This is a genomic window from Amycolatopsis sp. NPDC051061 (genome assembly GCF_040682935.1).
In the GTDB taxonomy this organism is placed as follows: Bacteria; Actinomycetota; Actinomycetes; order Mycobacteriales; family Pseudonocardiaceae; genus Amycolatopsis.
Map to the genome: position 1 here is coordinate 260,082 of NZ_JBFBBZ010000008.1, position 23,779 is coordinate 283,860.

The 23,779-nt window shown below is 70.3% G+C and carries 25 protein-coding genes; 15 read left to right on the top strand and 10 right to left on the bottom strand.

Annotated elements, in window-relative coordinates; all coding sequences use genetic code 11:
* Positions 1 to 31: 31 nt before the first annotated feature.
* From AB0N03_RS13875 to AB0N03_RS13895, 5 genes are all read right to left on the bottom strand, one after another.
* Entirely contained in the window at positions 32 to 1,090 is a 1,059-nt protein-coding gene (locus AB0N03_RS13875; RefSeq protein WP_364370269.1) for an alcohol dehydrogenase catalytic domain-containing protein, read from the bottom strand.
* A gap of 46 nt (positions 1,091 to 1,136) precedes the next feature.
* A complete protein-coding gene (locus AB0N03_RS13880) occupies positions 1,137 to 1,481 on the bottom strand; it encodes a transcriptional regulator (RefSeq protein ID WP_364370272.1) in 345 nt (114 codons plus the stop codon).
* An 88-nt stretch (positions 1,482 to 1,569) separates the two neighbouring features.
* On the bottom strand, positions 1,570 to 2,382 hold the full coding sequence (locus AB0N03_RS13885; RefSeq protein WP_364370275.1) for an LLM class flavin-dependent oxidoreductase: 813 nt from the start codon (positions 2,380 to 2,382) through the stop codon (positions 1,570 to 1,572).
* A gap of 169 nt (positions 2,383 to 2,551) precedes the next feature.
* On the bottom strand, positions 2,552 to 3,235 hold the full coding sequence (locus tag AB0N03_RS13890; RefSeq protein WP_155540766.1) for a metal-dependent transcriptional regulator: 684 nt from the start codon (positions 3,233 to 3,235) through the stop codon (positions 2,552 to 2,554).
* Positions 3,236 to 3,275: 40 nt separating this feature from the next.
* Entirely contained in the window at positions 3,276 to 3,716 is a 441-nt protein-coding gene (locus AB0N03_RS13895; protein ID WP_364370277.1) for a GNAT family N-acetyltransferase, read from the bottom strand.
* Positions 3,717 to 3,771: 55 nt separating this feature from the next.
* Here AB0N03_RS13895 and AB0N03_RS13900 point away from each other — a divergent pair, with 55 nt between their 5' ends.
* Entirely contained in the window at positions 3,772 to 4,089 is a 318-nt protein-coding gene (locus AB0N03_RS13900) for a hypothetical protein (protein WP_364370280.1), read from the top strand.
* 4 nt (positions 4,090 to 4,093) lie between these two features.
* On the opposite strand, the gene AB0N03_RS13905 is transcribed toward AB0N03_RS13900, so the two are convergent.
* Positions 4,094 to 5,680: an amidohydrolase gene (locus AB0N03_RS13905; protein ID WP_364370283.1), complete on the bottom strand. Its 1,587-nt coding sequence runs from the start codon at positions 5,678 to 5,680 to the stop codon at positions 4,094 to 4,096.
* A gap of 103 nt (positions 5,681 to 5,783) precedes the next feature.
* On the opposite strand from AB0N03_RS13905, the gene AB0N03_RS13910 reads away from it, so the two are divergent.
* Genes AB0N03_RS13910 through AB0N03_RS13925 form a run of 4 tightly spaced genes read left to right on the top strand, consistent with a single transcriptional unit; the run spans position 5,784 to position 9,052 of the window.
* Positions 5,784 to 6,521 carry an enoyl-CoA hydratase/isomerase family protein gene (locus AB0N03_RS13910; RefSeq protein ID WP_364370286.1) on the top strand — a complete coding sequence of 246 codons (738 nt, stop codon included), beginning with the start codon at positions 5,784 to 5,786 and terminating at the stop codon, positions 6,519 to 6,521.
* Positions 6,518 to 8,041: an ATP-dependent acyl-CoA ligase gene (locus AB0N03_RS13915; RefSeq protein WP_364370289.1), complete on the top strand. Its 1,524-nt coding sequence runs from the start codon at positions 6,518 to 6,520 to the stop codon at positions 8,039 to 8,041. The genes AB0N03_RS13910 and AB0N03_RS13915 overlap by 4 nt, the downstream gene beginning before the upstream one ends.
* Positions 8,032 to 8,673, top strand: a complete 642-nt coding sequence (locus AB0N03_RS13920; RefSeq protein WP_364370291.1) for a TetR/AcrR family transcriptional regulator — start codon at positions 8,032 to 8,034, stop codon at positions 8,671 to 8,673. Before AB0N03_RS13915 ends, AB0N03_RS13920 begins: the two co-directional genes overlap by 10 nt.
* A gap of 58 nt (positions 8,674 to 8,731) precedes the next feature.
* Positions 8,732 to 9,052: a hypothetical protein gene (locus AB0N03_RS13925; protein WP_155540761.1), complete on the top strand. Its 321-nt coding sequence runs from the start codon at positions 8,732 to 8,734 to the stop codon at positions 9,050 to 9,052.
* A gap of 66 nt (positions 9,053 to 9,118) precedes the next feature.
* Here the strand turns inward: AB0N03_RS13925 and AB0N03_RS13930 are convergent, their stop codons facing one another.
* A complete protein-coding gene (locus AB0N03_RS13930) occupies positions 9,119 to 10,288 on the bottom strand; it encodes an acyl-CoA dehydrogenase family protein (protein ID WP_086680388.1) in 1,170 nt (389 codons plus the stop codon).
* A 196-nt stretch (positions 10,289 to 10,484) separates the two neighbouring features.
* Between AB0N03_RS13930 and AB0N03_RS13935 the strand changes: the two genes are divergently transcribed.
* On the top strand, positions 10,485 to 11,171 hold the full coding sequence (locus AB0N03_RS13935) for a 4'-phosphopantetheinyl transferase superfamily protein (protein WP_364370295.1): 687 nt from the start codon (positions 10,485 to 10,487) through the stop codon (positions 11,169 to 11,171).
* Between the two features lie 20 nt (positions 11,172 to 11,191).
* Here AB0N03_RS13935 and AB0N03_RS13940 read toward each other — a convergent pair whose 3' ends face one another.
* Both AB0N03_RS13940 and mihF read right to left on the bottom strand, forming a co-directional pair.
* A complete protein-coding gene (locus AB0N03_RS13940; protein WP_364370298.1) occupies positions 11,192 to 12,412 on the bottom strand; it encodes an isochorismate synthase in 1,221 nt (406 codons plus the stop codon).
* Between the two features lie 83 nt (positions 12,413 to 12,495).
* Complete coding sequence (gene mihF, locus AB0N03_RS13945) at positions 12,496 to 12,807, bottom strand: integration host factor, actinobacterial type (RefSeq protein ID WP_026468624.1); 312 nt, start codon at positions 12,805 to 12,807, stop codon at positions 12,496 to 12,498.
* Between the two features lie 445 nt (positions 12,808 to 13,252).
* Between mihF and AB0N03_RS13950 the strand changes: the two genes are divergently transcribed.
* From AB0N03_RS13950 to AB0N03_RS13985, 8 genes are all read left to right on the top strand, one after another.
* A complete protein-coding gene (locus AB0N03_RS13950; RefSeq protein ID WP_364370301.1) occupies positions 13,253 to 14,893 on the top strand; it encodes a long-chain fatty acid--CoA ligase in 1,641 nt (546 codons plus the stop codon).
* 101 nt (positions 14,894 to 14,994) lie between these two features.
* The gene (locus AB0N03_RS13955; RefSeq protein WP_364370304.1) at positions 14,995 to 16,284 is read left to right on the top strand and encodes a sugar ABC transporter substrate-binding protein; all 1,290 of its coding nucleotides are present in this window, start codon (positions 14,995 to 14,997) and stop codon (positions 16,282 to 16,284) included.
* A gap of 8 nt (positions 16,285 to 16,292) precedes the next feature.
* The gene (locus AB0N03_RS13960; RefSeq protein WP_364370307.1) at positions 16,293 to 17,189 is read left to right on the top strand and encodes a sugar ABC transporter permease; all 897 of its coding nucleotides are present in this window, start codon (positions 16,293 to 16,295) and stop codon (positions 17,187 to 17,189) included.
* Positions 17,186 to 18,001 (top strand): carbohydrate ABC transporter permease, encoded by an 816-nt coding sequence (locus AB0N03_RS13965; RefSeq protein ID WP_364370310.1) that lies wholly within the window; start codon positions 17,186 to 17,188, stop codon positions 17,999 to 18,001. The genes AB0N03_RS13960 and AB0N03_RS13965 overlap by 4 nt, the downstream gene beginning before the upstream one ends.
* Positions 18,002 to 18,059: 58 nt before the next feature.
* Positions 18,060 to 18,500: a DUF4190 domain-containing protein gene (locus AB0N03_RS13970; RefSeq protein WP_364370313.1), complete on the top strand. Its 441-nt coding sequence runs from the start codon at positions 18,060 to 18,062 to the stop codon at positions 18,498 to 18,500.
* 154 nt (positions 18,501 to 18,654) lie between these two features.
* On the top strand, positions 18,655 to 20,382 hold the full coding sequence (locus tag AB0N03_RS13975) for a TIGR03767 family metallophosphoesterase (RefSeq protein ID WP_364370316.1): 1,728 nt from the start codon (positions 18,655 to 18,657) through the stop codon (positions 20,380 to 20,382).
* A gap of 56 nt (positions 20,383 to 20,438) precedes the next feature.
* Positions 20,439 to 20,840: a PaaI family thioesterase gene (locus tag AB0N03_RS13980; protein ID WP_364370319.1), complete on the top strand. Its 402-nt coding sequence runs from the start codon at positions 20,439 to 20,441 to the stop codon at positions 20,838 to 20,840.
* Between the two features lie 71 nt (positions 20,841 to 20,911).
* A complete protein-coding gene (locus AB0N03_RS13985; RefSeq protein ID WP_364370322.1) occupies positions 20,912 to 22,174 on the top strand; it encodes a peptidase C39 family protein in 1,263 nt (420 codons plus the stop codon).
* A 56-nt stretch (positions 22,175 to 22,230) separates the two neighbouring features.
* On the opposite strand, the gene AB0N03_RS13990 is transcribed toward AB0N03_RS13985, so the two are convergent.
* Positions 22,231 to 22,680, bottom strand: coding sequence for a carboxymuconolactone decarboxylase family protein (locus AB0N03_RS13990; protein WP_364370325.1), 450 nt, complete (start codon positions 22,678 to 22,680; stop codon positions 22,231 to 22,233).
* Positions 22,681 to 22,756: 76 nt separating this feature from the next.
* On the opposite strand from AB0N03_RS13990, the gene AB0N03_RS13995 reads away from it, so the two are divergent.
* Positions 22,757 to 23,617 (top strand): sigma-70 family RNA polymerase sigma factor, encoded by an 861-nt coding sequence (locus AB0N03_RS13995; RefSeq protein ID WP_364370328.1) that lies wholly within the window; start codon positions 22,757 to 22,759, stop codon positions 23,615 to 23,617.
* Positions 23,618 to 23,779 lie beyond the last annotated feature (162 nt).

Sequence of the window (23,779 nt, forward strand, 5' to 3'; positions counted from 1 at the left end):
CGAACGGGTCACTTGACCTCGCCGACGTGGATCAGTCACGAAACGTCACGACGGTGACGCCCGCTTGCGCCGGCACGGGGTCGTTCATCGCGGCCAGCGCGGCCGGGACGTCGTCGAGACCGATCCGGCGTCCGATCAGCGCGGCGAGGTCGATCCCCGCCGTCTCGACGACACGCAGCAGCTCCGGGTACTCGTGGGCCTGCAGCCCGTGGATCCCGACGAGCTCCAGCTCGCCGCCGATGACCCGGTGCATCGGGATCGGCGCGATCCCCTGCGCGGGCGGCATCAGCCCGGCCTGGACGTGCCGGCCGCGTTTGCGGAGGCTCCCCACCGACGCCGCGCAGGTCGACGGCGCGCCGAGGCAGTCGAGCGAGACGTGCGTGCCGCCGCCGGTCAGCTCGCGCACGTGCGCGGCGACCGCCTCCGGGCCGTCGAACTCCGACGAATCGACGGTGAGAGCGGCGCCGGACCTCGCGGCCAGCTGGAGCGCGGCCGGCGAGACGTCGACGGCGACGACCTTCGCGCCCGCCGCGACGGCCAGCAGCACCGCGGAGATCCCGACGCCGCCGCAGCCGTAGACCGAAACCCACTGTCCCGCGGTGACGCGCCCCTGCCGCAGCACCGCGCGGAACGCCGTCCCGAAGCGGCAGCCCAGCGCGGCGGCTTCGGCGGCGCCGAGCGAGTCCGGCAGCGCGACGAGGTTCGTCTCGGCGTGCTCGATGGCCACGCGTTCGGCGAACGAGCCCCAGTGGGTGGCGCCGGGCTGGAACTCGCGGTCGCAGATCTGCTGGTCGCCGCGGGCGCACTGGGGGCACGTGCCGCAGGCGCAGACGAACGGCACGGTGACGCGCGCGCCGAGCTCCCACCCGCGCACGCCTTCGCCGAGCGCGACGAGGCGGCCGGCCAGCTCGTGCCCCGCGACGTGCGGCAGCGTCACCGCGGTGTCGTGGCCCTGCCACGTGTGCCAGTCGCTGCGGCAGACGCCGGTGGCGTCGACCTCGATCACCGCGCCGCCGGGCGGCGCCACCGGCTCCGGCACGTCCCGCACGACCGGCGGGACGCTGAACTCCTCCATGACCACAGCTCGCATGACCCGAGCCTACGTGCTCAACTGAGCGGATTTCCGTTGGAGGCGCTCAGTTGAGCGGCGGCGCCTGCGCGTGAAAACGTGCCCTGTTCCGTGGCGGGCCGAGGAGCCTGCTGAGCGCGCCGTCCGGCACGTTCAGGATGTCCTCGAGATTCCGCAACGCCTCCAACGACTCCGGCCGCTCGGGCCGGCACCGCCCGGACTGCCAGTGGCTGAGGGTGGCCAGGCTGACCGTGGTTCCCCTGCCGCGCAAGCGATAGCGGATGCGGTCGAGGCCGAGCCCGCGGGCCCGGATCGCCGCCCGCAGGGCCACGTCGAACGGCCCGGCGGAGAGCAGCTGGCCCAGCTCCGCCTGTTCCCCCCGGTCGATGGTGCGAGTTCGCTGACCGGTCATCACAACGCTCCGAAGCACTCCCGAATGCGGAAAATTGGAGCGTAGGCCCAGCTTCGCAAGATCGGAAGGGTTCTCACCCACCTGCGAGTCACGCCGTGCGCGCCTTTTCGGCGATCGCGGCGAAAGGTTCCGCGTAGCCCGAGTTGATCGTGACGTAGGAAATCCCCCACCGCTCCCGCCAGCGGAGAAGCCTTTCCGCCGCTTGACCTGGATCAGCGGGCAGCACGGTGACGGCTTGGGCGGCAGCGAGTTCGGGGACGTCGACCCCGGCCCACCGCGCGATCCCCGGCGACGGCTCGTCACCGACGGCCATGAGGTTCAGCCCGAGCTCGATGTCCGGCAGCCGTTCGTCAGCAAGCTTACGGAATCGATCCACAATGGACTCGGCTTCGGCTTCGGTGGTCTTCGGCGCCCAAGTGAAAGTGACGGTGTCGGCTTCTTGCGCGGCGAGCGCCAGCATTTTCGGCCCCCCGCCGGCGAGCACCAGCCGCGGACGGTCGCCCGCTCGCTTGAGGTGGGCGATCGTCTCCGCCATCCGTGTGATGCGCTCACCCGGTCCGCCGAACTCCCGGCCGAGGTTTTCGGCGTGCGCCTTCGCCCCGGGCCGCCCGACGCCGAGCCCGAGCTCGAACCGGCCGCCGGTCTGCTGGTGCAGGGTCTGGACCTGCCAGTCGAGGGCCTTCGCGTCGCGGAAGGGATCGGCGAGCACGAAGGTGCCGACCGTGAGGTCCAGGGTGACCGCGGCGGCGGCCCCGAGCAGGACGAAGGGATCGGCCCGGCCGACGGGATCGGTGGCGAGCAGGGCGTCGAAGCCGAGTTCCTCGACCCGTGCGGCCTGGGCGGTCCACGAGACGAGATCGGGCGCATGACCGGCGACGACGCCGAAGCGGAAGGGGTTCATACGGCCATGGTCGGGGTGGCGGGGGTGTCCCCACATCCGCTTCAGGACGTCACTCGCGCGTACGCGTTCCGACGTCAGAGCGCCCCAATGTGGCCTTCGGTGCGTCAGACGCACCCAAGGGGCCTTCGGTGCGTTGAACGCAACCAATGTGGCCTTGGGGCGCTTGGGCTCAGCGCAGGGTGACCGACAACGCCTGCGCGATCTCCTTGCCGATGGCGTGCGTGGCCGCGTCCGGCGGTGAGCCCACCTTCACCACCATCGGTCCCCCGAACGGCTGCCGCTCGACGACCTCGATGCGTTCGCCCAGGTTGATCGCGTGCTCCGTCAAGTACCGCAGCAGCTCCGGGTCCGTGTCCCACACCCGCACGATCTCGCCCACCGCGCCCGGCTCGAGGTCGTCCAGGATGCGGACCGAGAGCTCCTCGACGCTGCCGTCGGCGGCCGGGATCGGGTCGCCGTGGGGGTCGCGGACCGGGTTGCCGAGCTTGGCCGCGATGCGCTCGACCAGCCGGTCCGACACCGCGTGCTCCAGCGCGTCCGCTTCCGCGTGGACCTCATCCCACGTGTAGCCGAGTTCGGACACCAGGTACGTCTCGATCAGCCGGTGCCGCCGCAGCACCGAGCGCGCCAGGAGCCGCCCGTCGGCGGTGAGCTCGATCCCGCGGTAGGGCACGTGGGTGACCAGCCCGAGCTGGGACAGCTTCGTGACCATCCCCGACGCCGAGGACGGGCTGACCTCCAGCCGGCCGGCGAGCGAGGTGTTCGTGACCGCCTCACCCCGTTCGACCAGGCCGTAGATCACCCGGACGTAGTCCTCGACCGACGAGGACCTCCGGACCGAACCATCTCCCATGCCGCACACGATACGGGGCCGGGTTCTTTCTCGTGAAAGTTCACGGCCGCCAGCGGTAGCGGACCCAGCCGGGGACCGGTTCCGCGCCGAGCTGGGCGTAGAACGCCTCGCCCTTCTCGTTGCCCGCCTGCATGTCCCACTCGACGCGGCCGGTGGTGCGGGTGCGCAGCTCGTCGAGCAGCTCGCCGCCGAGGCCGTGGCGGCGGTGCGCGGGCCGGACGAACAGGTCGTCCAGCCAGATTCCGGGCCGGGCTTCCCAGGTGGAGAAGTTCCAGCTGCAGAACGCGAAGCCGGCGACGGTCCCGGGCTCGCCGGGCGGGGTCGCGATCAGCACCCACGCCTTCGGGTCCGGCCCGAAGAGGTGGCCGCTCATCTCGGCGCGGTCGAGCTTGAGGTCGTGGTTGTCCTCGTAGACGGCGTGCTCTTCGATGAGCGCGCAGATCTCTTCGATGTCCTCGAAGACGGCGTCGCGGACGGGCATCTCGCCTCCCGTTTCTGTCGGTGGTGGTCGTTACGGTCGGGGTCGGAGGTGGTCGATGTCACCGGAAGACAAGTTCGAGGACCTGGTCGACGAGTTCACCGGACGTCCGGGCATCACGCCACCCGGGGCGACCGGCGGCTTCGGGCGCACAGCGCTGCGTGTGAACGGGCGGATCTTCGCGATGTTCGTCCGCGGGCAGCTGGTGCTGAAGCTGCCCAAGAGCCGGGTGGACGAGCTGGTCGAAGAAAGGCACGGAGTGCGCTTCGACGCGAACAAGGGCACGCCGATGAAGGAGTGGCTGGCGCTGGACACAGGGTCGACGCGACCCTGGGCCGAGCTGGCGGAAGAAGCACTCGAATTCGTGGGGAGGTGAGTCATCAGGCTTGATAACGCAGTTCGCCGCCGACGGCGGTGCCTTGCACGCCGAGGTCGTCCAATGCGGACTCCTCGAGCGGCGACCCGGACAACACGGCGAAGTCGGCGAGCTTCCCGGGCTCGAGCGTGCCCAGGTCCTGCTCGGCGAAGATCGCGTACGCCGATCCGTACGTGTACGCGCGCAACGCCTCCTCCGGCGTCAGCGCCTCTTCGACCCCGAAGGGCGCGCCGGACGCCGTACGCCGGCGCACCATGTCGGCCAGGGCAAGCAGCGGAGCGCCGTTCACGACCGGGCGGTCCGAAGACGCGGGAAGCACGCAACCCGCGTCGAGGACGCTTCGCAGCCGGTAGCACCACGGGACGCGAGACTCGCCGAGAGCGGCGCGCATGCCGTCGCCGAGTTCGTTGACGAAGCGTCCCTGCGGCGAAGCGAGCAACCCCAGCGAAGCGAGCCGAGACAGCTCCGCGGGCTGAAGCACCGCGCAGTGCTCGATGCGATGCCGGTGGTCTGTACGTGGCGAAGCGGCCAGCGCGGCTTCGTACGCGTCGAGCACGACGGTGATAGCGCGGTCGCCGATCGCGTGCGTCGCGATCTGCCAGCCGGCGTCGTGCGCGCGGCGGATCGTGCGGGCCAGCTCGTCCTCGGGCACCTGGAAGTAGCCGACGTTGTCCGGCTCGCCGTCGAAGGGCTCGTGCATCGCGCACGTTCGCCCGACCAGCGAGCCGTCGGCGAACAGCTTCATCGGGCCGACGCGCAGCCACTCGTCGCCCAGGCCGGTGCGCAGGCCCAGGTCGAGGCCGAACCCGGCGCCGTCGGGGAGGTCGTGCAGCACACTCGCGGCGACCATCACCGTGCTCCGGACGCGCAGCACCCCGGAATCGCGTGCTTCCTGGTAGGCGGCCAGCTCCGCGGGCGTTTCGCCGACCAGCCCGCCGCCGATCCCGGCCTCCTGGACGCTGGTGATGCCCTCCGCCAGGTACTGCTCGGACGCCCGGTCGAGCCCGCGCACCACGCGCGAAACCGGCGTCGGGTACGTCAGCGGCCGCAGCAGCAGCTGGGCCTGCTCGCGCAGCAACCCCGTCGGTGCGCCGTCCGGAGCGAGCACGACGTCGCCGCCCACCGGCACGTGCGCCAGGTCCAGCTGGTCGAGCACCGCCGAGTTGACCACGGTCATGTGCCCGGACGTGTGCTTGAGCCGCACCAGCATCCCCGGCGCGGCCCGGTCGAGCCCGTGCCGGTCCGGGTGGCCGCCCACGAGCTTGTTCTGGTCGTACCCGCTCCCGATGACCCAGCTCCCGGCCGGCAGCGTCGCGGCCCGGGCGGCGACGGCGTCGTAGACCTCCTCGACGCTGCGGCAGCCGCCCAGCGCGACGTCGTCGAGGCCCATCCCGAACCACGCCATGTGGTTGTGCGCGTCGTGGAAACCGGGCACGACGAACCCGCCCGCCAGGTCGACCCGCGAACGCGCGGACAGCTCACGAGCGTCGTCTCCGAGTGCGACGACCCGGCCGTGCAGCACGGCGAGTGCGCTGGTGACGCCCGCGCCCGTCCACACCGTGGCGTTCTCGTAGACCGCATCGACCCGCATACCTCCGCCTTCCTCCCCGCCGCCACCCTCAACGGAGGCGCTTCGCGCCGCTGCACCGTTCAAAGGCTATCGATCGATCGATCGAACGTCTAGCATCGGCCGCATGCCCACCGTGGAGTTCGCCGTCGACGACGGCATCGCGCAGATCCGGCTGAACCGGCCCGAGCGGCTGAACGCGGTCGCCGCCGTCCTGGTCGACGACTTCCTCACCGCCCTCGACGCCGCCGCGCGCAGCGACGCCCGCGTCGTCGTGCTGTCCGGCACCGGCCGCGCCTTCTGCGCCGGCCACGACCTCAAGGAACCCACCCCCGCGGGTGATTCACGGGCGCGGCTCGACCGGCTCCAGGACGTCACGCGGCGGCTGCGCGCGCTGCGCCAGCCGGTGATCGCCGCGGTGCACGGCTACGCGATCGGCGCCGGAGCGGAGTTCGCGCTCGGCTGCGACCTGATCCTGGCCGCCGAGGACGCCGTCTTCGCGTTCCCCGAGGTCTCGCTCGGCCTGAGCGTCACCGGCGCGGCGTCGCGACTGCTGCCGCTGCTCGTCGGCCCGCTCAAGGCGAAGGAGCTCCTGCTGCTCGGCGAGCGCTTCGACGGCCGGAAGGCCGCGGAGCTGGGCATGGTCAACGCCGCCGTGCCCGCGGACCAGCTCCAGGCGGAGGCGCTCAGCTGGGCGAAGCGGATCGCCGGGCACCCGCCGGCGGCCGCCGCGATGGCGAAGCGCGTCCTCGACGCGACCACGGACCTCGAGCCCGCTCTCGAACTCGAGGTCAGCCACGCCCTCATCACCGAAACCTCGGCCGCGGTCGCCGCGTCCACAGAGGCTTTCCGGAGCCGGACGTGACGCCGCTCGCCGAGGTCGGCACGCTCGCCCAGCTCGTCACGCGAGCCGCGCGGCTCTGGCCCGAGCGCACGGCCTGGGTGTTCGACGAAGGCGACCAGCGCTTGACCTTTGCCGAGGTCGACCGGGAGAGCTGCCGGCTCGCCGCCGCGCTCAGCGAACGCGGCATCGGCCCCGGCGACCGGGTCGCAGTGATGCTGCGCAACGTGCCCGCGTTCCCGCTGATCTGGCTGGCGCTGGCCAGGATCGGCGCGCAGCTGGTACCGGTCAACACGAACTACCAGGAGTTCGACGGCGCCCACGTCCTCCGTCACTCCGGCGCGAAACTGGCCGTCGCCGCACCGGAGTTCACCGACCTCCTCGGCCGGATCGGCCTGACCGAGGTCATCACCCCGGACCGGCTCCGCACCGACGCCGAACCGCCGGAGTTCGTCCCGGTGCCCGAACTGCCGGTCAACGTCCAGTACACGTCCGGCACCACGGGTGCGCCCAAGGGTTGCGTCCTGCCGAACCGGTACTGGACGACCCTGGCCGTCAGCCTCGCCACCGACTTCCCCGCTGTCGGCGAGGACGACGTGCTGCTGACCGCGCAGCCGTTCCACTACATCGATCCACAGTGGAACGTCGCATTGGGACTCGCCGCCGGCGCCACCCTCGTCGTGCTGGACCGCTTCCACCCCAGCACGTTCTGGGCGAAGGTCCGCGAGCACGGCGTCACCTGGTTCTACTGCCTCGGCCTGATGCCGACGCTGCTGCTGCGGCAGGAGCCGTCGGACGCCGACCGCGACCACCGCGTCCGCGCGATCTGCGCGTCCGCGATCCCGCACGAGCTGCACGCCGAACTGGAGGCGCGCTGGGGCGTGCCGTGGTACGAGGCGTTCGGGATGACCGAGACCGGCGGCGACATCCGGATGACGGCGGCCGACCACGACGAGACCGTCGGCACCGGCTGCATCGGGCGCCCCAGCCGCGACCGCGAAGCGATGATCGCCGGCGAAGACGGGAAGCCGTTGCCGCGCGGGGAAACCGGTGAGCTGCTGATCCGCGGGATCGGGCTGATGCACGGCTACCACGACGATCCGGAGGCGACGGCGAAGGCGTTCCGGAACGGCTGGTTCCACACCGGCGACCTCGCGCGGATGGACGACGCCGGCCGCGTCCACTACATCGGGCGCACGAAGGACATGATCCGCCGCAGCGGCGAGAACGTCTCGGCCGACGAGGTCGAACGCGCGCTGCAGCTGCACCCGTCGGTGCGGCTGGCGGCCGTCGTCGCGGTGCCCGACGAACTGCGCGGCGAAGAGATCAAGGCGTACGTCGTGTGCGACGGCGAACGTCCGGAGCCGGCCTCCCTGGCGGAGTTCTGCTCGGAAAAGCTGGCCTACTTCAAGGTTCCCCGCTTCTGGGCGTTCGCCGAAGAGCTGCCGATGACCCCCTCGGAGCGCGTCGCCAAGGGCGAGCTGCGCAAGGTGGCCGACCCGCGCGCCGGGTCGTGGGACGCGAAGGCGGAGGCATGGCTGTGACCAGCCGGGAGCGGGTCCGCGCGGCGGCCGTGAAACTGTTCGCCACCAAGGGGTTCCACGGCACGGGCATCCGGGATCTGGCGCAGGAGGCGGAACTTTCCTCGGCGAGCCTGTACCACTACATGGGCACCAAGGAGGATCTGCTCGCCGAGATCATGCACACGGCGCTGAACCGCCTGCTGGACGCGGCCCGCGAAGCGACCGCCGGCAGCGCGGATCCGGTGCACCGGCTGCGCACGCTGGTCGCGCTGCACGTGCTCGCGCACGCGGTCGGCCCGGCGGAAACCCGCGTGGTGGACAACGAAGTCGACGTGCTGTCCCCGGCCGCGCGCGAGCCGGTGGTGGCGTTGCGGGACGCGTACGAACACCTGTGGGCGGCGGCGATCGAAGAAGGTGTCGCGGCCGGGGTGTTCCACACCGAACACGCGGCGGTGACCCGGCTCGCGCTGCTGGAGATGTGCAGTGGCGTGGCCCGGTGGTATTCCCCGCGGGGGCCGCTGGCGCTGGACGAGCTCGCCGAGCACTACGCGGAGCTGGCGTCGAGGGCCCTGGGCTGCACGTCTTCGCCGGGCGTAGCCGACTTGCGACGCTGCCGGGAAATCGTCGCGAAAGAGTGGGGCATGTCCGTTTAGCGGCGCTTTTACCTGTGTACGCCTTGCCCAGACGGCGTGCGTGGGGGACGCTCGAAGGGTGACTGAGGAAACGATCCAACTGGAACTGGACGACTCGGGTCTCGCGCCGGGCCTCCCGACGCCGGCACACCCCCGCGATCAGGTGCAGGATGTCCCCTATCGCCCCGTCGAGTTCCGTGATGACGATCTCCCCACCGCCCTGGAGCGGTGCTCGAAGTGGCTACGGCAGGCACAGGAGTGGCTCGGCGAGCCGCTCGACGTCCTGGCCATCCACCTCGACTACGACGACCGCCAGGGTTCGCCGTACTACGACGTGAAGCTCTTGTGCAACGAAGAGGACCTGGCCGGCGTGCCGATCGCCATCCGCAACAAGAAGTAACCCCTGGCACTGCCGAGGCCACCTCCCGGACGTCCGGGAGGTGGCCTCGTTCGCGTTCCGGGGACCTCAGCCGAGCACGCCGCCGACCTTCACGTGCCCCTTGAGCAGGTTGCGCGCGATGGTGCGGCGCTGGATCTCGTCGGTGCCTTCGTAGATGCGCAGCAGCCGCAACTCGCGGTACCAGCGCTCGACCGGCAGCTCCCGCGTGTAACCCATGCCGCCGTGGATCTGCAGGACGCGGTCGACGATTTCGTTGGCCTTCTGGCCGCCGTACAGCTTCGCCATCGACTGCGCGTGCCGCGAGTCGACGCCTTGGTCGACCTGCCAGGCGGCGTTGAGCACGAGCCAGCGCAACGCCTCGAGCTCGACACCGGAGTCGGCGATCATCCACTGGATGGCCTGCCGTTCCGCGATCTTCTGCCCGAACGTCTCGCGGGTGTTGGCGTGCTCGATGGCCATCGAGATCAGCCGCTCGCACGAACCGATCGCGCGCGCCGGCAGGAGGTAGCGCCCCTGGCCGATCCACTGCATGGCGAGTTCGAAGCCGCGGCCTTCCTCGCCGAGGATCTGCGTCTCGGGGACGCGGACGTCCTGGAAGATCAGCGAAGCCGGGCCCCACTCGCCCATGGTGTCGATGTACTCGGACTTCCAGCCGGCCTCGCGGTCGACGAGGAAGCACGTGACGCCGCCGTTCGCGCCCTTCTCCGGGTCGGTGATCGCGAAGACCATCGTGAAGTCGGCTTCGTTGCCCCCGGTGATGAAGGTCTTCTCGCCGTTGATGATCCAGTCGGTGCCGTCCTTGCGGGCGGTGGTCCGGATGGCCTTGGCGTCCGACCCGGCGCCCGGCTCGGTGATCGCGAAGCACGACTTGCGCTCGCCCGAGATGGTCGGCAGCAGGTAGGTCTGCTTCTGCTCCTCGTTGGCGTGGAACAGGATGTTGTCCGCGGCGCCGCCGAAGCGGAACGGCACGAAGGTGCGGCCGAGCTCGGCCTCGAGCAGCGCGGCCATCACGGCGGACAGGCCCATGCCGCCGTACTCCTCCGGCGTGAAGACGCCCCAGAAGCCGGACTCCTTCGCCTTCAGCTGGAGGTCCTTCAGCTCCTCGCCGGTCAGCCCCGGCTGGTGGGCGCGCTCGCGCCGGAGGACTTCCTGCTCGAGCGGGATCAGCTCCCGCTGGACGAACGTGCGGACCCAGTCGCGCACTTCACGTTCTTCGGTGCTGAGTGAGAAATCCATCCGAGCTGCTCCTCCGAAACGCTTTTGGGGGCCCAGGGGGCTCCCCCCGGCCGGGGTCTGGGGCTCGGCCCCAGAGAACACTGTCACTGGCTAAGCGCTTGCTTAGTACGAGGGTACCTCCTGAGAGCCTGATAACCCCAGACCTCTCCCCGAAATCGTGACAACCGCTCCGGCGCCCGGAAGGATCGGAGGGGTGATGGAGATCGTGGTCCGCTGGTCGTCCCCGCTGCCCGCCGAAGACCGTTTCCTGCGCCTGCTGGACGACGTCGAGCAAGGCCGCTTCGAGGCGTACCGGCAGGACGCGGACAAGCGCCGCTTCCTCACCGGCCGCGTGCTGGCCAAGACGGTGGCGGCGGAGCGGCTGGGGCTGGCGGTCGAGGCCGTGAAGTTCGACGCGACCTGCGAAGACTGCGGAAAGCAGCACGGGCGGCCGCGGATCCCGGGCGCGGACCTGACGCTGTCGATCTCGCACTCGGGCGAGCTGATCGGCGTCGCGGCGACGCCGTCGGTCCCGGTGGGCCTGGACGTCGAAACGGCCGGCCGCAAGGCGGACGACGGTCTGATCGAGTACGCCCTGAGCCCGGCCGAGACGGCGCACCTGACCGGCCTGACCGACGCGGAGAAGGCCGCGGCGTTCTTCGTCTACTGGACGCGCAAGGAAGCCGTGATGAAGGCCACGGGCAAGGGCCTGCGGATCCCGCTGAAGAGCATCACGTTCTCCCGCTACGACGAGCCTGCCCGGTTGGTCTCGTCGGGCGACCCGGCGCTGGACCCGGCGACGACCCGCCTGGTGGATCTCAAGGCCGCCGACGGCTACCGCGCGGCCATCGCGGTCCTGACCACCGACGAGCTGTCGGTGACCGAGGAACTCTGGGTCCCCTGACGGCCGGCCCGGGCGGCCGGTCAGACCGGGAGATCCTCCAGGCCCATCGCGCTCAGCAGCGTCCGGAACTTCGCCGTCGTCTCGTCCAGCTCCGCCTGCGGGTCCGAAGCCGGGACGATCCCGCCGCCCGCGTACAGCCGCATCGACGTCGACGCGATCTCGGCGCAGCGGATCGCCACCGCCCACTCGCCGTCGCCCGAAGCGTCCACCCAGCCGACCGCTCCCGCGTAGTAGTCGCGGTCGAACGGCTCCAGCTCCTGGACCAGCTCGCGCGCGCCGTCGGTCGGGGTGCCGCAGACCGCCGGGGTCGGGTGCAACGCCGCCGCCAGATCGAGGGCCGTCACGTCCGGGTCGGCCAGCTCGCCCGTGATCGGGGTGCGCAGGTGCCAGATCGCCGGCGTCGTGACCAGCTCCGGCTCCGCCGGGACCTCGAGCGTCCGGCAGAACGGCCGCAGCGCCTCGACGAGGTAGTCGATCACCACCGCGTGCTCCAGCTGGTCCTTGCGCGACGTCCGCAGGGCCTCGCCGTTGGCGCGGTCGGTCGCCGGGTCGGCCGAACGCGGCATGGAGCCCGCGTGCGGCGATGAGAAGACCGTGCGGCCGGTACGGCGCAGCAGCAGCTCGGGCGTGGCGCCGACCAGCGAGCGCCCGCCGGGCAGCTCGGCCGCGTACGTGAAGTGCCGGGGGTTCCCGACCGCCAGGTTGCGGACGACGCTCTCCGCGGACACCGGCGCGGCGAACTCGAGGTCGAGGGCCCGGGCCAGGACGGCTTTCCGGAGGTCACGCGAAGCCAGCGCCTCGACCGCGGCCGAGACGGCCGCCATGTGCTGCGCGGGGGACGGCACCGCACGCACCCGCACGGGCGCCGGCAGGACCTCACGCGGCAGCGAAGGCGCGCCCTCGGAGCGGTGGACGGTCCGGGGCACGACGAGGTGGCCCGGCACCTTCGTGTCGGGCCCGGTGTCGAACGGGAGCACGCCGACGGCCAGCGGGGCACCGGTCTCGGCCAGGACCCCGGGGATCGCCGAGGCGAGCCGGCGGGGGTCCGTCTCGGTGACGGTCCGGATGGTGCCCTGCGCGAGGAGTGCGCGCTCGGCCGTCGTGAACAGGAAGTCGCCACGCTGGTAGCGGGCGGCGAGGTCGTGGGCCGGGGTCGCCGGACTGACCGCTTTGGGGGGGTCCAGGGGGGCTTGCCCCCCGGCTGGGGTCTGGGGCTCGGCCCCAGAGGATGCAGAGCTCACCTCCCCAGCGTCCCAGGCTTCGGGAGATCCGCGAGAGGAGTGTCACGAGCGACACTCCCCTCGCGGGAGCTCCAGGTGACGAGCTACTTGAGCGCGTCGATGAGCGCCTCGCGCTGGCGCTCGCCCAGGCCGGCGGCGCGCCGGTCCGGGTCGATGCCGGCCTGCTCGAGCAGGGCGGCGACCTTCACCGCGCCGAGGCCGGGGACGGCCTTCAGCAGCTGGGTGACCTTCGTCTTCCCGATCGTCTTGTTCTCCTTGGCCTGCTTGAGCACCTTTTCGATGCTCTCCTTGCCGGACTTGATCGACGCGAGCAGCTCCGAACGCGCCTTGCGAGCCTCGGCCGCCTTGGCGAGTGCATCGGCGCGCTGCTCCGGAGTCAACGTAGGCAGAGCCAACGTAGTAGTCCTTTCCTCTCAGGTCTCCGCTTTCGCGGCCGACGGCTTTTCGGTGCGCTTGCTCCTGCAAGCGCTGGCCAGCCGTCTCTTACCACGGCCCCAGTAAACGCCACCGGGTTCAACGCCGTGCAACCGACACGCACTTATTACCCCCGGAGGTGACGCCAGGCAACCCGCTCCGGCCTGCGGAAACGCTCCCAAGAACCGTCCCGGGTGGCGTCGCTCACCCGGAAGTGAAGCCTCCACTCCGCGCTGTTCCCGTGCACATTTCCTTGTCCACAAGGAAAAGCGTAAGAATTGATGATCATGATCATCGTCCGGTCGTCGCCCGATCGCGGGACGACCGTGACCGAACGGAGCCGTTGTTGACCATGCCCGCTTCACCCGATCCGCACTAGAGTCGGCGCAACCCCAGTCCACCGGCGAACGACCCCCGGGAGCGACCATGTTGAGCACCATGCAGGACGGCCGGCTGTCGCTGGCGAACCTGCTCCGCCACGGCACGTCGGTGCACTCGGCGAGCGAAGTCATCACCTGGACCGGTTCAGAAGCCCGTCGCGAGACCTACGGCGACCTCGGCCGCAACGCCGCCCGCCTCGCGAACGCGCTCCGGAGCCTCGGCGTGACGGGCGACCAGCGCGTCGGCACGTTCATGTGGAACAACGCCGAGCACCTGGCCGCCTACCTGGCCGTCCCGGCGATGGGCGCCGTGCTGCACACCCTGAACATCCGGCTGTTCCCCGAGCAGCTCGTGTTCGTCGCCAACCACGCCGAGGACCAGGTCGTCATCGTCGACGGCACGCTCGTCCCGCTGCTGGCGAAGCAGCTGCCGGAGTTCAAGACGGTCCGGCACGTCATCGTGGCCAACGGCGACGCCGCGGCCCTGGAGGCTCCAGCCGGCGTCGAGGTGCACGCCTACGACGCGCTGCTGGCCGCCCAGCCGGACACCTTCGACTGGCCGGACGTCGACGAGCGCTCCGCCGCCGCGATGTGTTACACCTCGGGTACGACGGGTGACCCCAAGGGCGTCGCCTATTCACACCGGTCGATCTGGCTGCACTCGATGCAGGTCTGCATGAGCGACAGCATGAACCTCGCGCAGAGCGACAAGGCCCTGTCCATCGTGCCGATGTTCCACGCGATGGCGTGGGGCCTGCCGTACGCGTCGCTGATGGTCGGCGCGTCGCTGCTGATGCCGGACCGGTTCCTCCAGCCGGCGCCGATCGCGGCGATGCTGGCCGCCGAGAAGCCGACGTTCGCCGGCGCCGTCCCGACCGTCTGGCAGGGCCTGCTCGCCCACCTCGAAGCGAACCCGCAGGACATCTCCCACCTGCGTGAGGTCGTCGTCGGCGGGTCGGCGGTGCCGCCGTCGCTGATGAACGCCTTCGAGGAGCGGCACCACGTCCGGATCCTGCACGCCTGGGGCATGACCGAGACGTCGCCGCTGGGCAGCGTCGCGCGGCCGCCGGCGTCCGCGACCGGTGACGAGGCCTGGCGCTACCGCTACACGCAGGGCCGCTTCCCGGCGTCCGTGCGGGCCCGGCTGATCGGTGACTCCGGCGAAGAGCTGCCGTGGGACAACGAGGCCGTCGGCGAGCTCGAGGTCCAGGGCCCGTGGATCGCCGGGAGGTACTACGGAGGTTCGGACAGTGCCGATTCCCCGGACCCCGACAAGTTCCACGACGGCTGGCTGCGCACCGGCGACGTCGGCAAGATCAGCGCGGACGGCTACCTCACCCTGACCGACCGCGCCAAGGACGTCATCAAGTCCGGCGGCGAGTGGATCTCCTCGGTCGACCTGGAGAACCAGGTCATGGGCCACCCGGCGGTGGCGGAGGCCGCGGTCGTCGGCATCCCCGACGAGAAGTGGGACGAGCGGCCGCTGGTCGCCGTCGTGCTCAAGGAGGGCCAGACCGCGACACCTGAAGAGCTGCGCGAGTTCCTCAGCGACAAGGTCGCGAAGTGGCAGCTGCCGGAGAACTGGACGTTCGTGGACGAAGTGCCCAAGACGAGCGTCGGCAAGTTCGACAAGAAGCGGATCCGCGCGTCCTACTCCGAGGGAAAGCTCGACATCGCACAGCTCTAACGGGTAAATCTCCGGCGAGTCTTCATGTTCGTGAAGGCCACCTTGAGGAACTCTATCTTCCTCAAGGTGGCCTTCACGGACTTCACGGAGGGGTTCTGGGGATGCAGCGGAACAGGCGGAGTTTCCTCGCGCTCGCGGGGATGGGCGCGCTGGCGACGGCGTGCGGGTCGAACACCGGGCGGCAGGGCACCGCGCCGCCGTCGACGGCGTACTCGGCGGGCCCGCCGCCGTCGGACGCGCCGAAGGTCACGCTCCAGCAGTGGTACCACGCCTACGGCGAGGACGGCGTCCAGCAAGCGGTCAAGCGGTACGCCGCGACCTACCCCGGCGCGACCGTCGACGTCCAGTGGAACCCGGGCGACTACGACTCGAAGATCGTCACCGCGCTGCAGAACAGCAAGGTGCCGGACGTCTTCGAGGCGCAGGTCAAGATCGACTGGGTCCGGCAGAACCAGGTGGTCTCGCTCGACGACGTCATCGCGCCGGTCAAGGGCGACTTCAGCCCGGCCGTGCTCGCCGCGCAGACCGTCGAGGGCAAGGTCTACGGCATCCCGCAGGCCACCGACACGCAGGTGCTCTTCTACCGCAAGAGCCTGCTGCAGGCCGCCGGCGTGCAGCCGCCGCAGACGGTCGACGAGCTGATCGACGCGGCCGCCAAGCTCTCGAAAGACGGCGTCAAGGGCTTCTTCGCGGGCAATGACGGCGGTGTCGGCGTGCTCACCGGGCCGCTGCTGTGGTCGGCCGGCCTCGACTACCTGAAGAACGGCAACCGCGAGGTCGGCTTCGACGACCCGCGCGCGGCGACCGCGCTGGCCAAGCTGCACACCCTCAACACCAACGGTTCCCTGCTGCTCGGCGCGCCCGCCGACTGGTCGGACCCGGGCGCGTTCATCGACGGGCTCGCGGCGATGCAGTGGACCGGGCTGTGGAACGTGCCGAAGATCCGCCAGGCCTTCGACGACGACTTCGGCGTGCTGCCGTTCCCGCGGCTGGACGGCACCGGCGCGCCGTCGGTGCCGGTCGGCGCGTACGGCGCGATGGTCAACGCCAAGAGCGCGCACGTCGCCGAGGCCAAGGCGTTCGTGAAGTGGCTGTGGATCGACAAGACCGACGACCAGCTGGAGTTCGCGACGAAGTTCGGCTTCCACGTCCCGGCGCGTCAGAGCCTCGCCGACCGCGCGGACAGCCTCAAGTCGGGCCCGGCCGCCGACGCCGCCCGGTTCGTCAAGGAGAACAGCCACCTGGTCGGCGGGCCGGTGTGGACGCAGCAGGCGAACACGGCGTTGTCCGACGCGGTCGCGAAGATCGCGAAGGAGGGGGCGGACCCGGTCGCGCAGACCAAGACCGCGGTCGAGGTGGCGAAGGCCGAGCTCAAGCGCCTTTTTGGATGACACAGGGGATGAAGCGGCGAGACGCGCGTACGTTCTGGCTGTTCGTCGGACCGTTCCTGCTGGGGCTCGCGGTCTTCGCGTACCTGCCGATCGGCTGGAGCGCGTACCTGTCCTTCTTCGACGCGCGCAACACCGTCACGCCGACGGAGTTCGTCGGGCTGGACAACTACGGGCACATGCTCACCGACGAGCCGTTCCTGTCGAGCCTGGGGACGTTCAGCGTGTTCGTGGTGTTCATCGTGCCGCTGACGTTCGTCCTTTCGCTGGCGCTCGCGCTCGGCGTCAACCGGCTCGAGTTCGCACGGGCGTTCTTCCGGTCGGTGTTCTTCCTGCCGTTCGCGTGCTCGTACGTCGTGGCGTCGCTGATCTGGAAGACGTCGCTGTTCTCGGGGGTCCGGTACGGACTGGCGAACTCGGTGCTCGCGCTGTTCGGGGCCGATCCGGTGGCCTGGACCGGGACGGTCGACCCGCCGCTGTACTGGATCGTGCTGGTGACGGCGCGGCTGTGGCTGCAGCTCGGGTTCTACATGATCCTGTTCATCGCGGCGCTGCAGCGGATCCCGGGTCAGCTGTACGAGGCGGCGTGGCTCGACGGCGCGAAACCCGGCTGGCAGGTGTTCCGCTACATCACGCTGCCGCAGCTGCGCGCGACGGCGGTCGCGGTGCTCCTGCTGAACCTGATCAACGCGTACCAGGCGTTCGACGAGTTCTACAACATCATGGGCGACTCCCGTGGCTACCCGCCGTTCGCCCGGCCACCGCTGGTGTACCTGTACTACACGTCGCTGGGCTCGGGTGGCCAGGACCTCGGCCGCGGCAGCGCGGGCGCGGTGATCCTGGCGTTGATCATCGCGCTGGTGACGCTGCTGCAGGGCCGCGTCTTCCGCTTCGGGAGGGTGTCGTGAAGGCCTTCTTCCGGTGGACGGCGTTGATCGTCGCGGCGGCCCTGTTCCTGCTGCCGTTCTACCTGCTGGTGCGCAACGGGCTGGCGTCGCGGGCCGATATCACCGCTCCACATTGGACGTTCCTTCCGTCCACTGTGCACTGGGAGAACTTCTCGCGGTTGTTCTCCCTCGACGACGTCCCCTTCGCGCGCAGCCTGCTGAACTCGGCGATCGTGGCGGTGCTGCAGACGACCGGTCTGCTGGTGATCTGCTCGCTGGCGGGCTACGGCCTGGCGCGGATCCCGTACCGGCACTCACGCGCGGTCTTCTACGCGGTGCTGGCGACGCTGATGATCCCGACGTCGGTGACGTTCGTGCCGAGCTTCGTGGTGGTCTCGACGCTCGGCTGGCTCTCGGACTTCCGCGGGCTCGTGATCCCCGGGCTGTTCAGCGCGTTCAGCGTGTTCCTGTTCCGGCAGTACTTCCTGGACTTCCCGCGCGAGCTGGAGGAGGCCGGCCGGATGGACGGGCTGTCCCGCTGGGGCGTGTTCTGGCGGATCGTGGTGCCCAACTCGAAGGGCTTCTTCGCGGCGATCGCGGTGATCACGGTGATCGGCAGCTGGAACGCGTTCCTGTGGCCGTTGATCATCGCGCAGTCCCCCGGTTCGTGGACCGTCCAGGTGGCGTTGTCGGGGTTGCTGACGGCGCAGAACCCGCAGCTCGACCTGCTGTTCCTGGCGGCGGCGGTGTCGATCCTGCCGATTGTGCTGCTGTTCGCGTTCCTGCAGCGGTACCTTGTGCGCGGGGTGACGGAGTCGGGCCTGACGGGCTGAGTAACGTGCGAGGCCGGCCGGGCGACTTCCGCTGTGGACGGACAGAAGTGGGTGCGCTGTGACCAGTTACGACCCTTACCAGCCGGATCAGCAGCCGGCCAACCCGGCGTACCCGCCTTCGGGGCCGCAGTACCCGGTGCAGCCTTACGCGTCGCAGCCGTACCCGGCGTACGGTCCCCAGCCGGTCTACGGCGCCCAGCCCTACCCGGCCTACCAGCCGCTGAACACCAGCGGGATGGCGGTGGCGGGCATGGTCGTCGGCATCGTCGCCCTGGTCCTGTTCTGGGTCCCGTTCGTCGACCTGCTCCTCGGCTTCCTGGCGATCGGCCTCTCGTGGGGCGGGATGGTCCAGGCCGGCCGGCCGGGCTACACGGGCAAGGGCATGGGCATCGCGGGCCTGGTGTGCGGCATCATCGCGGTGATCCCGGCGCTGATCGTGATGCTGTTCTTCTTCGGCCTGTTCGCGGCGGCCGGAACCGCGTGCGGCATCGCCTGCTGAGCCGGCCCGCTCCCCGGCGGAATTGACCACGACCTTCGGCGGTACACCCCACCCCGACACCTGTGACAAGGTGGCTCGAAACGTCACGTTCACCGCCCGGACATCGGCGTCCGGCACGGTGCTGGGCAACCGAGAAACTGGGGAGCGAACAACCATGGCCGAACTCACCCGGCGCACCTTCGCCACCGCGGGCGCCGCCGGTCTCGGGCTCCTGCTGTGCACGCCGACCGCGAACGCCCTCGACCGCGCGCTGCGGCTCACGAGCACCCGCTCGATCACCACCACCGGCACGACCCTCGAACAGGTCGCCACCGGCGGAGGCACCGCGACCTACAGCCGGCTCAGCGCGGGCCCCGGCTGGCCGCTGGTCGTCCGCAGCGACCTCGCCACCCCGCAGACCGGCCGCGACGACCGGCGCCGCGCCCTCAGCGCGTTCGTGCAGTTCACCGACCTGCACATCACCGACACCGAGAGCCCCGCGCGCTTCGAGTACCTGCACCCCTTCATCGGCTCCGCGCACCGGCCGCAGGAAGCGCTCGGGACCGTCGCGACCTCCGCGCTCGTCGAGCGCGTCAACAGCGTGCGGCAGGGGCCGTTCACCGGACGGCCGTTCGACCTCATGGTCACCACCGGCGACAACACCGACAACCACGAGCTGATCGAGCTCGACTGGTTCCTCAAGGTCCTCAACGGCGGCAGCGTCACGCCGAACTCCGGCGCCACGAGCGCCTACGAAGGCGTCCAGAGCTCCGGCAACAAGGAGTTCTGGAACCCGTCCATCGCGGGCGTGGGCGACGACTACTCCGCCAAGGGCTTCCCGCAGCTGCCCGGCCTGCTCGAAGCGGGCATCAAGACGTTCACCGCGCCCGGCCTCGACGTCCCGTGGTTCTGCACCTTCGGCAACCACGACGACAGCATCGTCGGCTCGCTGCCGGCGCAGATCCCCGGCATCGACGCCTGGTACACCGGGAAGTACAAGGTCATCGGCAAGGACGAGGCCACCGCGAAGAAGCTCGCCGACGCCATCAAGAAGCCCGGCTCGAGTGTGCCGATCGCCGAGCTGTTCGGTGGCTCGGGCACCATCCGCGAGGTCACGCCGGACGCGCGGCGCCGCCCGTTCGACACGGGCGAGTTCGTCCGCGCGCACCTCGACTCGGCCAACACCGGACCCGGTCCCGTCGGCCACGGCTTCTCCAGCGCCAACGCCGACGGCAAGAACGTCTACTACACGTTCCGGATCGCGCCGGGCATCACCGGGATCAGCCTCGACACGACGACCGACGCCGGGTTCGCCGACGGCTCGATCGGCCTCGCGCAGTACAACTGGGTCGAGGCGACGCTGAAGCGCAACAGCTCGACGTACTACGACTTCTTCGGCCGCAAGGCCACCCACGCCGTCACCGACGAGCTGTTCCTCCTGTTCAGCCACCACACCAGCGGTTCGATGGGCAACGTGTTGCCGGACTCGCGGCACCTGCTCGACCCGCGCCTGGACGGCAACGCGTTCGTCGCGCTGCTCAAGCGGTTCCCGAACGTGCTGGCATGGGTCAACGGCCACACGCACCTCAACAAGATCACCCCGCACGCCGGGAACACGCCGCAGCAGGGCTTCTGGGAGATCAACACGGCGTCGCACGTCGACTTCCCGCAGCACGCCCGGATCGTCGAGGTCGCGGACAACGCGGACGGCACGTTGTCGCTGTTCACGACCTTGATCGAGGCCGAGGCACCGTACGCCGCCGACTACGACGCCCGGACGCCGCAAGCGCTTGCGTCGCTGTACCGCGAGCTGTCCTACAACGACATCCACGTCGACCTCGGCCGCGTCGGGGACGCCACGGACCACAACACGGAACTGCTGCTCGTCAACCCGCTGAGCTGAGCGCGTTACGCGCGAGGTAATCGCCCCGCGGCCGGTCTTCGGGCAGGCTGCGGGGCATGACCGACCCCGAGGGCACCCAGCTCTTCCACCGTTCCATGCCGTTCTCCGAACGCCTCGGCGTCGAGGTGCTGGAGCACGGCCCGGCGCTCGTCCGCAGCCGGCTGAAGTGGGACGAGAGCCTCTGCACGCTCGGCGGCGCGCTGCACGGCGGCGCGCTCATGGCGCTGGCCGACTCGACCGGCGCCGTGTGCGCGTTCCTCAACCTCCCCGAGGACGCGCAGGGCACGACGACCGTCGAATCGAAGACGAACTTCCTGCGCGCCGTGCGTTCGGGCTACGCCGTTGCGTCGTCCAGACCACTGCACGCCGGCCGCAAGTTCGTCGTGGTGGAGACCGAGATCCACGACGACGACGGCAAGTTGGTCGCGAAAGTGACACAGACGCAGGCCGTCCTGTAGGTACCTGTTTACATACCTGGCCCGAGCGGCGAAAATCCCTGGCTACTGGGTGGGTCTATCAGGGAGCCGGGATGCGCGTACGCAAGTTGTTCACCTTATTGTCAGTGATCGTGTTGACTGCCGTAACCGCGCAAGTCGCCGAGGCCACGCCCGCCAGACCCGGCGAAGACGAAGCGATCGACTACCACGAGTGGAACGGCGGCCGCTTCCACGACGGCGACTTCGACGGCCTCGCGCTGACCCGTGACGGCCTGCGCATCACGCGTCCGGCCGGCACGGTCGAGCACACCGAGCCGGAGCTCGGCACGACGAAGACGTACGAGTACGGCCAGTGGACGTCGCCGTCCTACCGCCAGGGCTTCGGCGCGACGCAGCTGGTCGCGTCCTGGAACGCGCAGACGCCGGCGAAGACCTGGCTGCAGGTCGAGGCGCGGGGCCGGACGTCGGCGGGCGTCGAAACCGCGTGGTACGTGATGGGCCGCTGGGCCAGCGGCGACGCCGACATCCTGCGCACCAGCGTCGACGGCCAGGACGACGCGAACGCCGCGGTGGACGTCGACACGCTGGTCATGAAGACCGGCGTGACGCTGAAGTCGTACAACCTGCGGATCAGCCTCTACCGGGAAAAGGGCTCGCACGCGACGCCGTCGGTGACGTCGCTGGGCGCGATGACGTCCGCGGTGCCGGACCGCTTCGACGTGCAGGCGACGAAGCCGGGCCGCGCGACCGGGATCGAGCTGAAGGTGCCGGCCTACGCGCAGAACCTCCACAAGGGACAGTTCCCGCAGTACGGCGGGGGCGGCGAAGCCTGGTGCAGCCCGACGTCGACCGAGATGGTGGCCGAGTACTGGGGCAAGAAGCCGTCGGCGGCGGAGATGTCCTGGATCCCGGCGGACTACGTCGACCCCTCGGTGGCGTTCGCGGCGCGCTACACCTACGACCACGCCTACGACGGCACCGGCAACTGGCCGTTCAACACGGCATACGCGGCGTCGCGCGGGCTGCGCGGGCACATCACCCGGCTGCACTCGCTGAACGAGCTGGAGACCTACATCGCCCGCGGCATCCCGGTGATCACGTCGCAGTCGTTCCTGTCCGAGGAGCTCGACGGCGCCGGGTACGGCACGGCCGGGCACATCATGGTGGTCGTCGGCTTCACGAAGGACGGCGACGTGATCGCGAACGACCCGGCGTCGAGCAGCAACGACCGCGTCCGGAACGTCTACCAGCGCGACCAGTTCGAGAAGATCTGGCAGCGGACCAAGCGGTACCGCGCCGACGGCACCGTCGCGAGCGGCCCCGGCGGCATCGCGTACATCATCACCCCGGCCTGAAGTCCGTGAAGGCCTCCTTACCGGCGTTTATGGCCGGTAAGGAGGCCTTCACGGCTTTACCAGGTCGCTCCGGCCTGCTGCCGCGTGGTGCGGTTGATCCGGTTGAAGAAGTTGGTGAGCGCGATGTTCAAGGTGATCGCCGACAGCTGCTTCTCGTCGAAGTGCTTCGCCGCCGCCTCCCAGATGTCGTCCGTCACCCCCGGCCCGCCGTCTTGGAGCCGGGTCGCGGCCTCCGTCAACGCGAGCGCCGCCCGCTCCGGCTCGGTGTAGAACGGCGTCTCCTGCCACGCGACGACGTTGTGCAGCCGCTCTTCGGTCTCGCCGTGCCTCTTCGCGGACTGGACTCCACCGAAGACGCACGGGCTGCAGCCGTTGATCTGGCTGGCCCGCAGGTGGACCAGCTCCAGCACCCGCGGGTCGGCGCCCCCGGCGTGCACCGCCTTGATGATCTGCTGGATCGCTCCGAACACCTCGGGGTTCCCCGAGTCCTTCAACCGCGCTTCCATCGGTCCTCCGTCTGTTACCTGTGCCCCTCCGGGCCCGTCATCCCCACGACGGAGCGGAACGGAGGAAGGTAACGACATGCCCGACACGCTGACCGAGGCCTTCGAAGAGCAGCGCGACCGGCTGTGCGCGGTGGCCCACCGGGTGCTCGGCTCGCACGCCGACGCCGAGGACGTGGTCCAGGAGGCCTGGCTGCGGCTGTCGCGCCAGGACGCGGCGACCATCGACAACCTCGCCGGCTGGCTGACGACGGTGGTCGGCCGGATCAGCCTCGACGTCCTGCGTTCGCGCCGGTCGCGTCCCGAGGCGCCGTACGACGAGATCGTGGTGGCGGTGGACGAGGGCCCCGAGGCCGGCGTCGCGCTCGCGGATTCGATCGGGCTCGCGCTGCTGGTCGTCCTGGAGTCGCTGGGCCCGGGCGAGCGGCTGGCGTTCGTGCTGCACGACCTGTTCGCGGTGCCGTTCGAGGAGATCGGCCGCATTCTCGGCAAGACCCCCGGCGCGACCAAGATGCTCGCGAGCCGCGCCCGCCGGAAGGTCCGGACGCCTACCCCGCCACCTTCCGCGGGTCGGGAGCAGCGAGAGGTGGTGGACGCGTTCCTGACGGCGGCCCGCGACGGCGACTTCGAGGGATTGCTGCGCGTGCTCGACCCCGACGTCCGCCTGACGGTGGACACCCCGGACGGCGTGGTGGTGGTCCTGGGAGCGACGAACGTGGCGGCGGGAGCACGGTTCGGCGCGGCCGGCGGCGGACGCGCGGTGCTGGTCGGCGGATTGCCGGGCGTGGTGGCCTGGCGTCCGGACGGGTCGCCGCTGTCGGTGGTGGCGTTCACGGTGACGGACGGGTTCATCTCGGGGATCGCGGCGGTGGCCGACCCGGCCCGGCTGGCTTCGATGGACCTGCCGGAGCCGCCCGGAACTGTCGGTACCGCCGGGTAGCGTGGAACCCGGGGGCCGGAGGCACGCGCCCGAGCGGCGGCCGGTGTCTTGAAATGAGTCATTCAAGGTAACTGTTCAGGCCATTTCCGGGACTTGAGCGTGACTGTGGGATGATCTTGTTGTGGGAGAAGGTGTCCGTCCTTCGTATGATGAGCTGGCCGC

Coding starts and splice junctions, on each gene's coding strand:
- AB0N03_RS13875 (WP_364370269.1), bottom strand. CDS start 1,090: ATGCGAGCTGTGGTCATGGAGGAGTTCAGCGTCCCGCCGGTCGTGCGG.
- AB0N03_RS13880 (WP_364370272.1), bottom strand. CDS start 1,481: ATGACCGGTCAGCGAACTCGCACCATCGACCGGGGGGAACAGGCGGAG.
- AB0N03_RS13885 (WP_364370275.1), bottom strand. CDS start 2,382: ATGAACCCCTTCCGCTTCGGCGTCGTCGCCGGTCATGCGCCCGATCTC.
- AB0N03_RS13890 (WP_155540766.1), bottom strand. CDS start 3,235: ATGGGAGATGGTTCGGTCCGGAGGTCCTCGTCGGTCGAGGACTACGTC.
- AB0N03_RS13895 (WP_364370277.1), bottom strand. CDS start 3,716: ATGCCCGTCCGCGACGCCGTCTTCGAGGACATCGAAGAGATCTGCGCG.
- AB0N03_RS13900 (WP_364370280.1), top strand. CDS start 3,772: ATGTCACCGGAAGACAAGTTCGAGGACCTGGTCGACGAGTTCACCGGA.
- AB0N03_RS13905 (WP_364370283.1), bottom strand. CDS start 5,680: ATGCGGGTCGATGCGGTCTACGAGAACGCCACGGTGTGGACGGGCGCG.
- AB0N03_RS13910 (WP_364370286.1), top strand. CDS start 5,784: ATGCCCACCGTGGAGTTCGCCGTCGACGACGGCATCGCGCAGATCCGG.
- AB0N03_RS13920 (WP_364370291.1), top strand. CDS start 8,032: ATGGCTGTGACCAGCCGGGAGCGGGTCCGCGCGGCGGCCGTGAAACTG.
- AB0N03_RS13930 (WP_086680388.1), bottom strand. CDS start 10,288: ATGGATTTCTCACTCAGCACCGAAGAACGTGAAGTGCGCGACTGGGTC.
- AB0N03_RS13935 (WP_364370295.1), top strand. CDS start 10,485: ATGGAGATCGTGGTCCGCTGGTCGTCCCCGCTGCCCGCCGAAGACCGT.
- AB0N03_RS13950 (WP_364370301.1), top strand. CDS start 13,253: ATGTTGAGCACCATGCAGGACGGCCGGCTGTCGCTGGCGAACCTGCTC.
- AB0N03_RS13955 (WP_364370304.1), top strand. CDS start 14,995: ATGCAGCGGAACAGGCGGAGTTTCCTCGCGCTCGCGGGGATGGGCGCG.
- AB0N03_RS13960 (WP_364370307.1), top strand. CDS start 16,293: ATGAAGCGGCGAGACGCGCGTACGTTCTGGCTGTTCGTCGGACCGTTC.
- AB0N03_RS13975 (WP_364370316.1), top strand. CDS start 18,655: ATGGCCGAACTCACCCGGCGCACCTTCGCCACCGCGGGCGCCGCCGGT.
- AB0N03_RS13980 (WP_364370319.1), top strand. CDS start 20,439: ATGACCGACCCCGAGGGCACCCAGCTCTTCCACCGTTCCATGCCGTTC.
- AB0N03_RS13985 (WP_364370322.1), top strand. CDS start 20,912: ATGCGCGTACGCAAGTTGTTCACCTTATTGTCAGTGATCGTGTTGACT.
- AB0N03_RS13990 (WP_364370325.1), bottom strand. CDS start 22,680: ATGGAAGCGCGGTTGAAGGACTCGGGGAACCCCGAGGTGTTCGGAGCG.
- AB0N03_RS13995 (WP_364370328.1), top strand. CDS start 22,757: ATGCCCGACACGCTGACCGAGGCCTTCGAAGAGCAGCGCGACCGGCTG.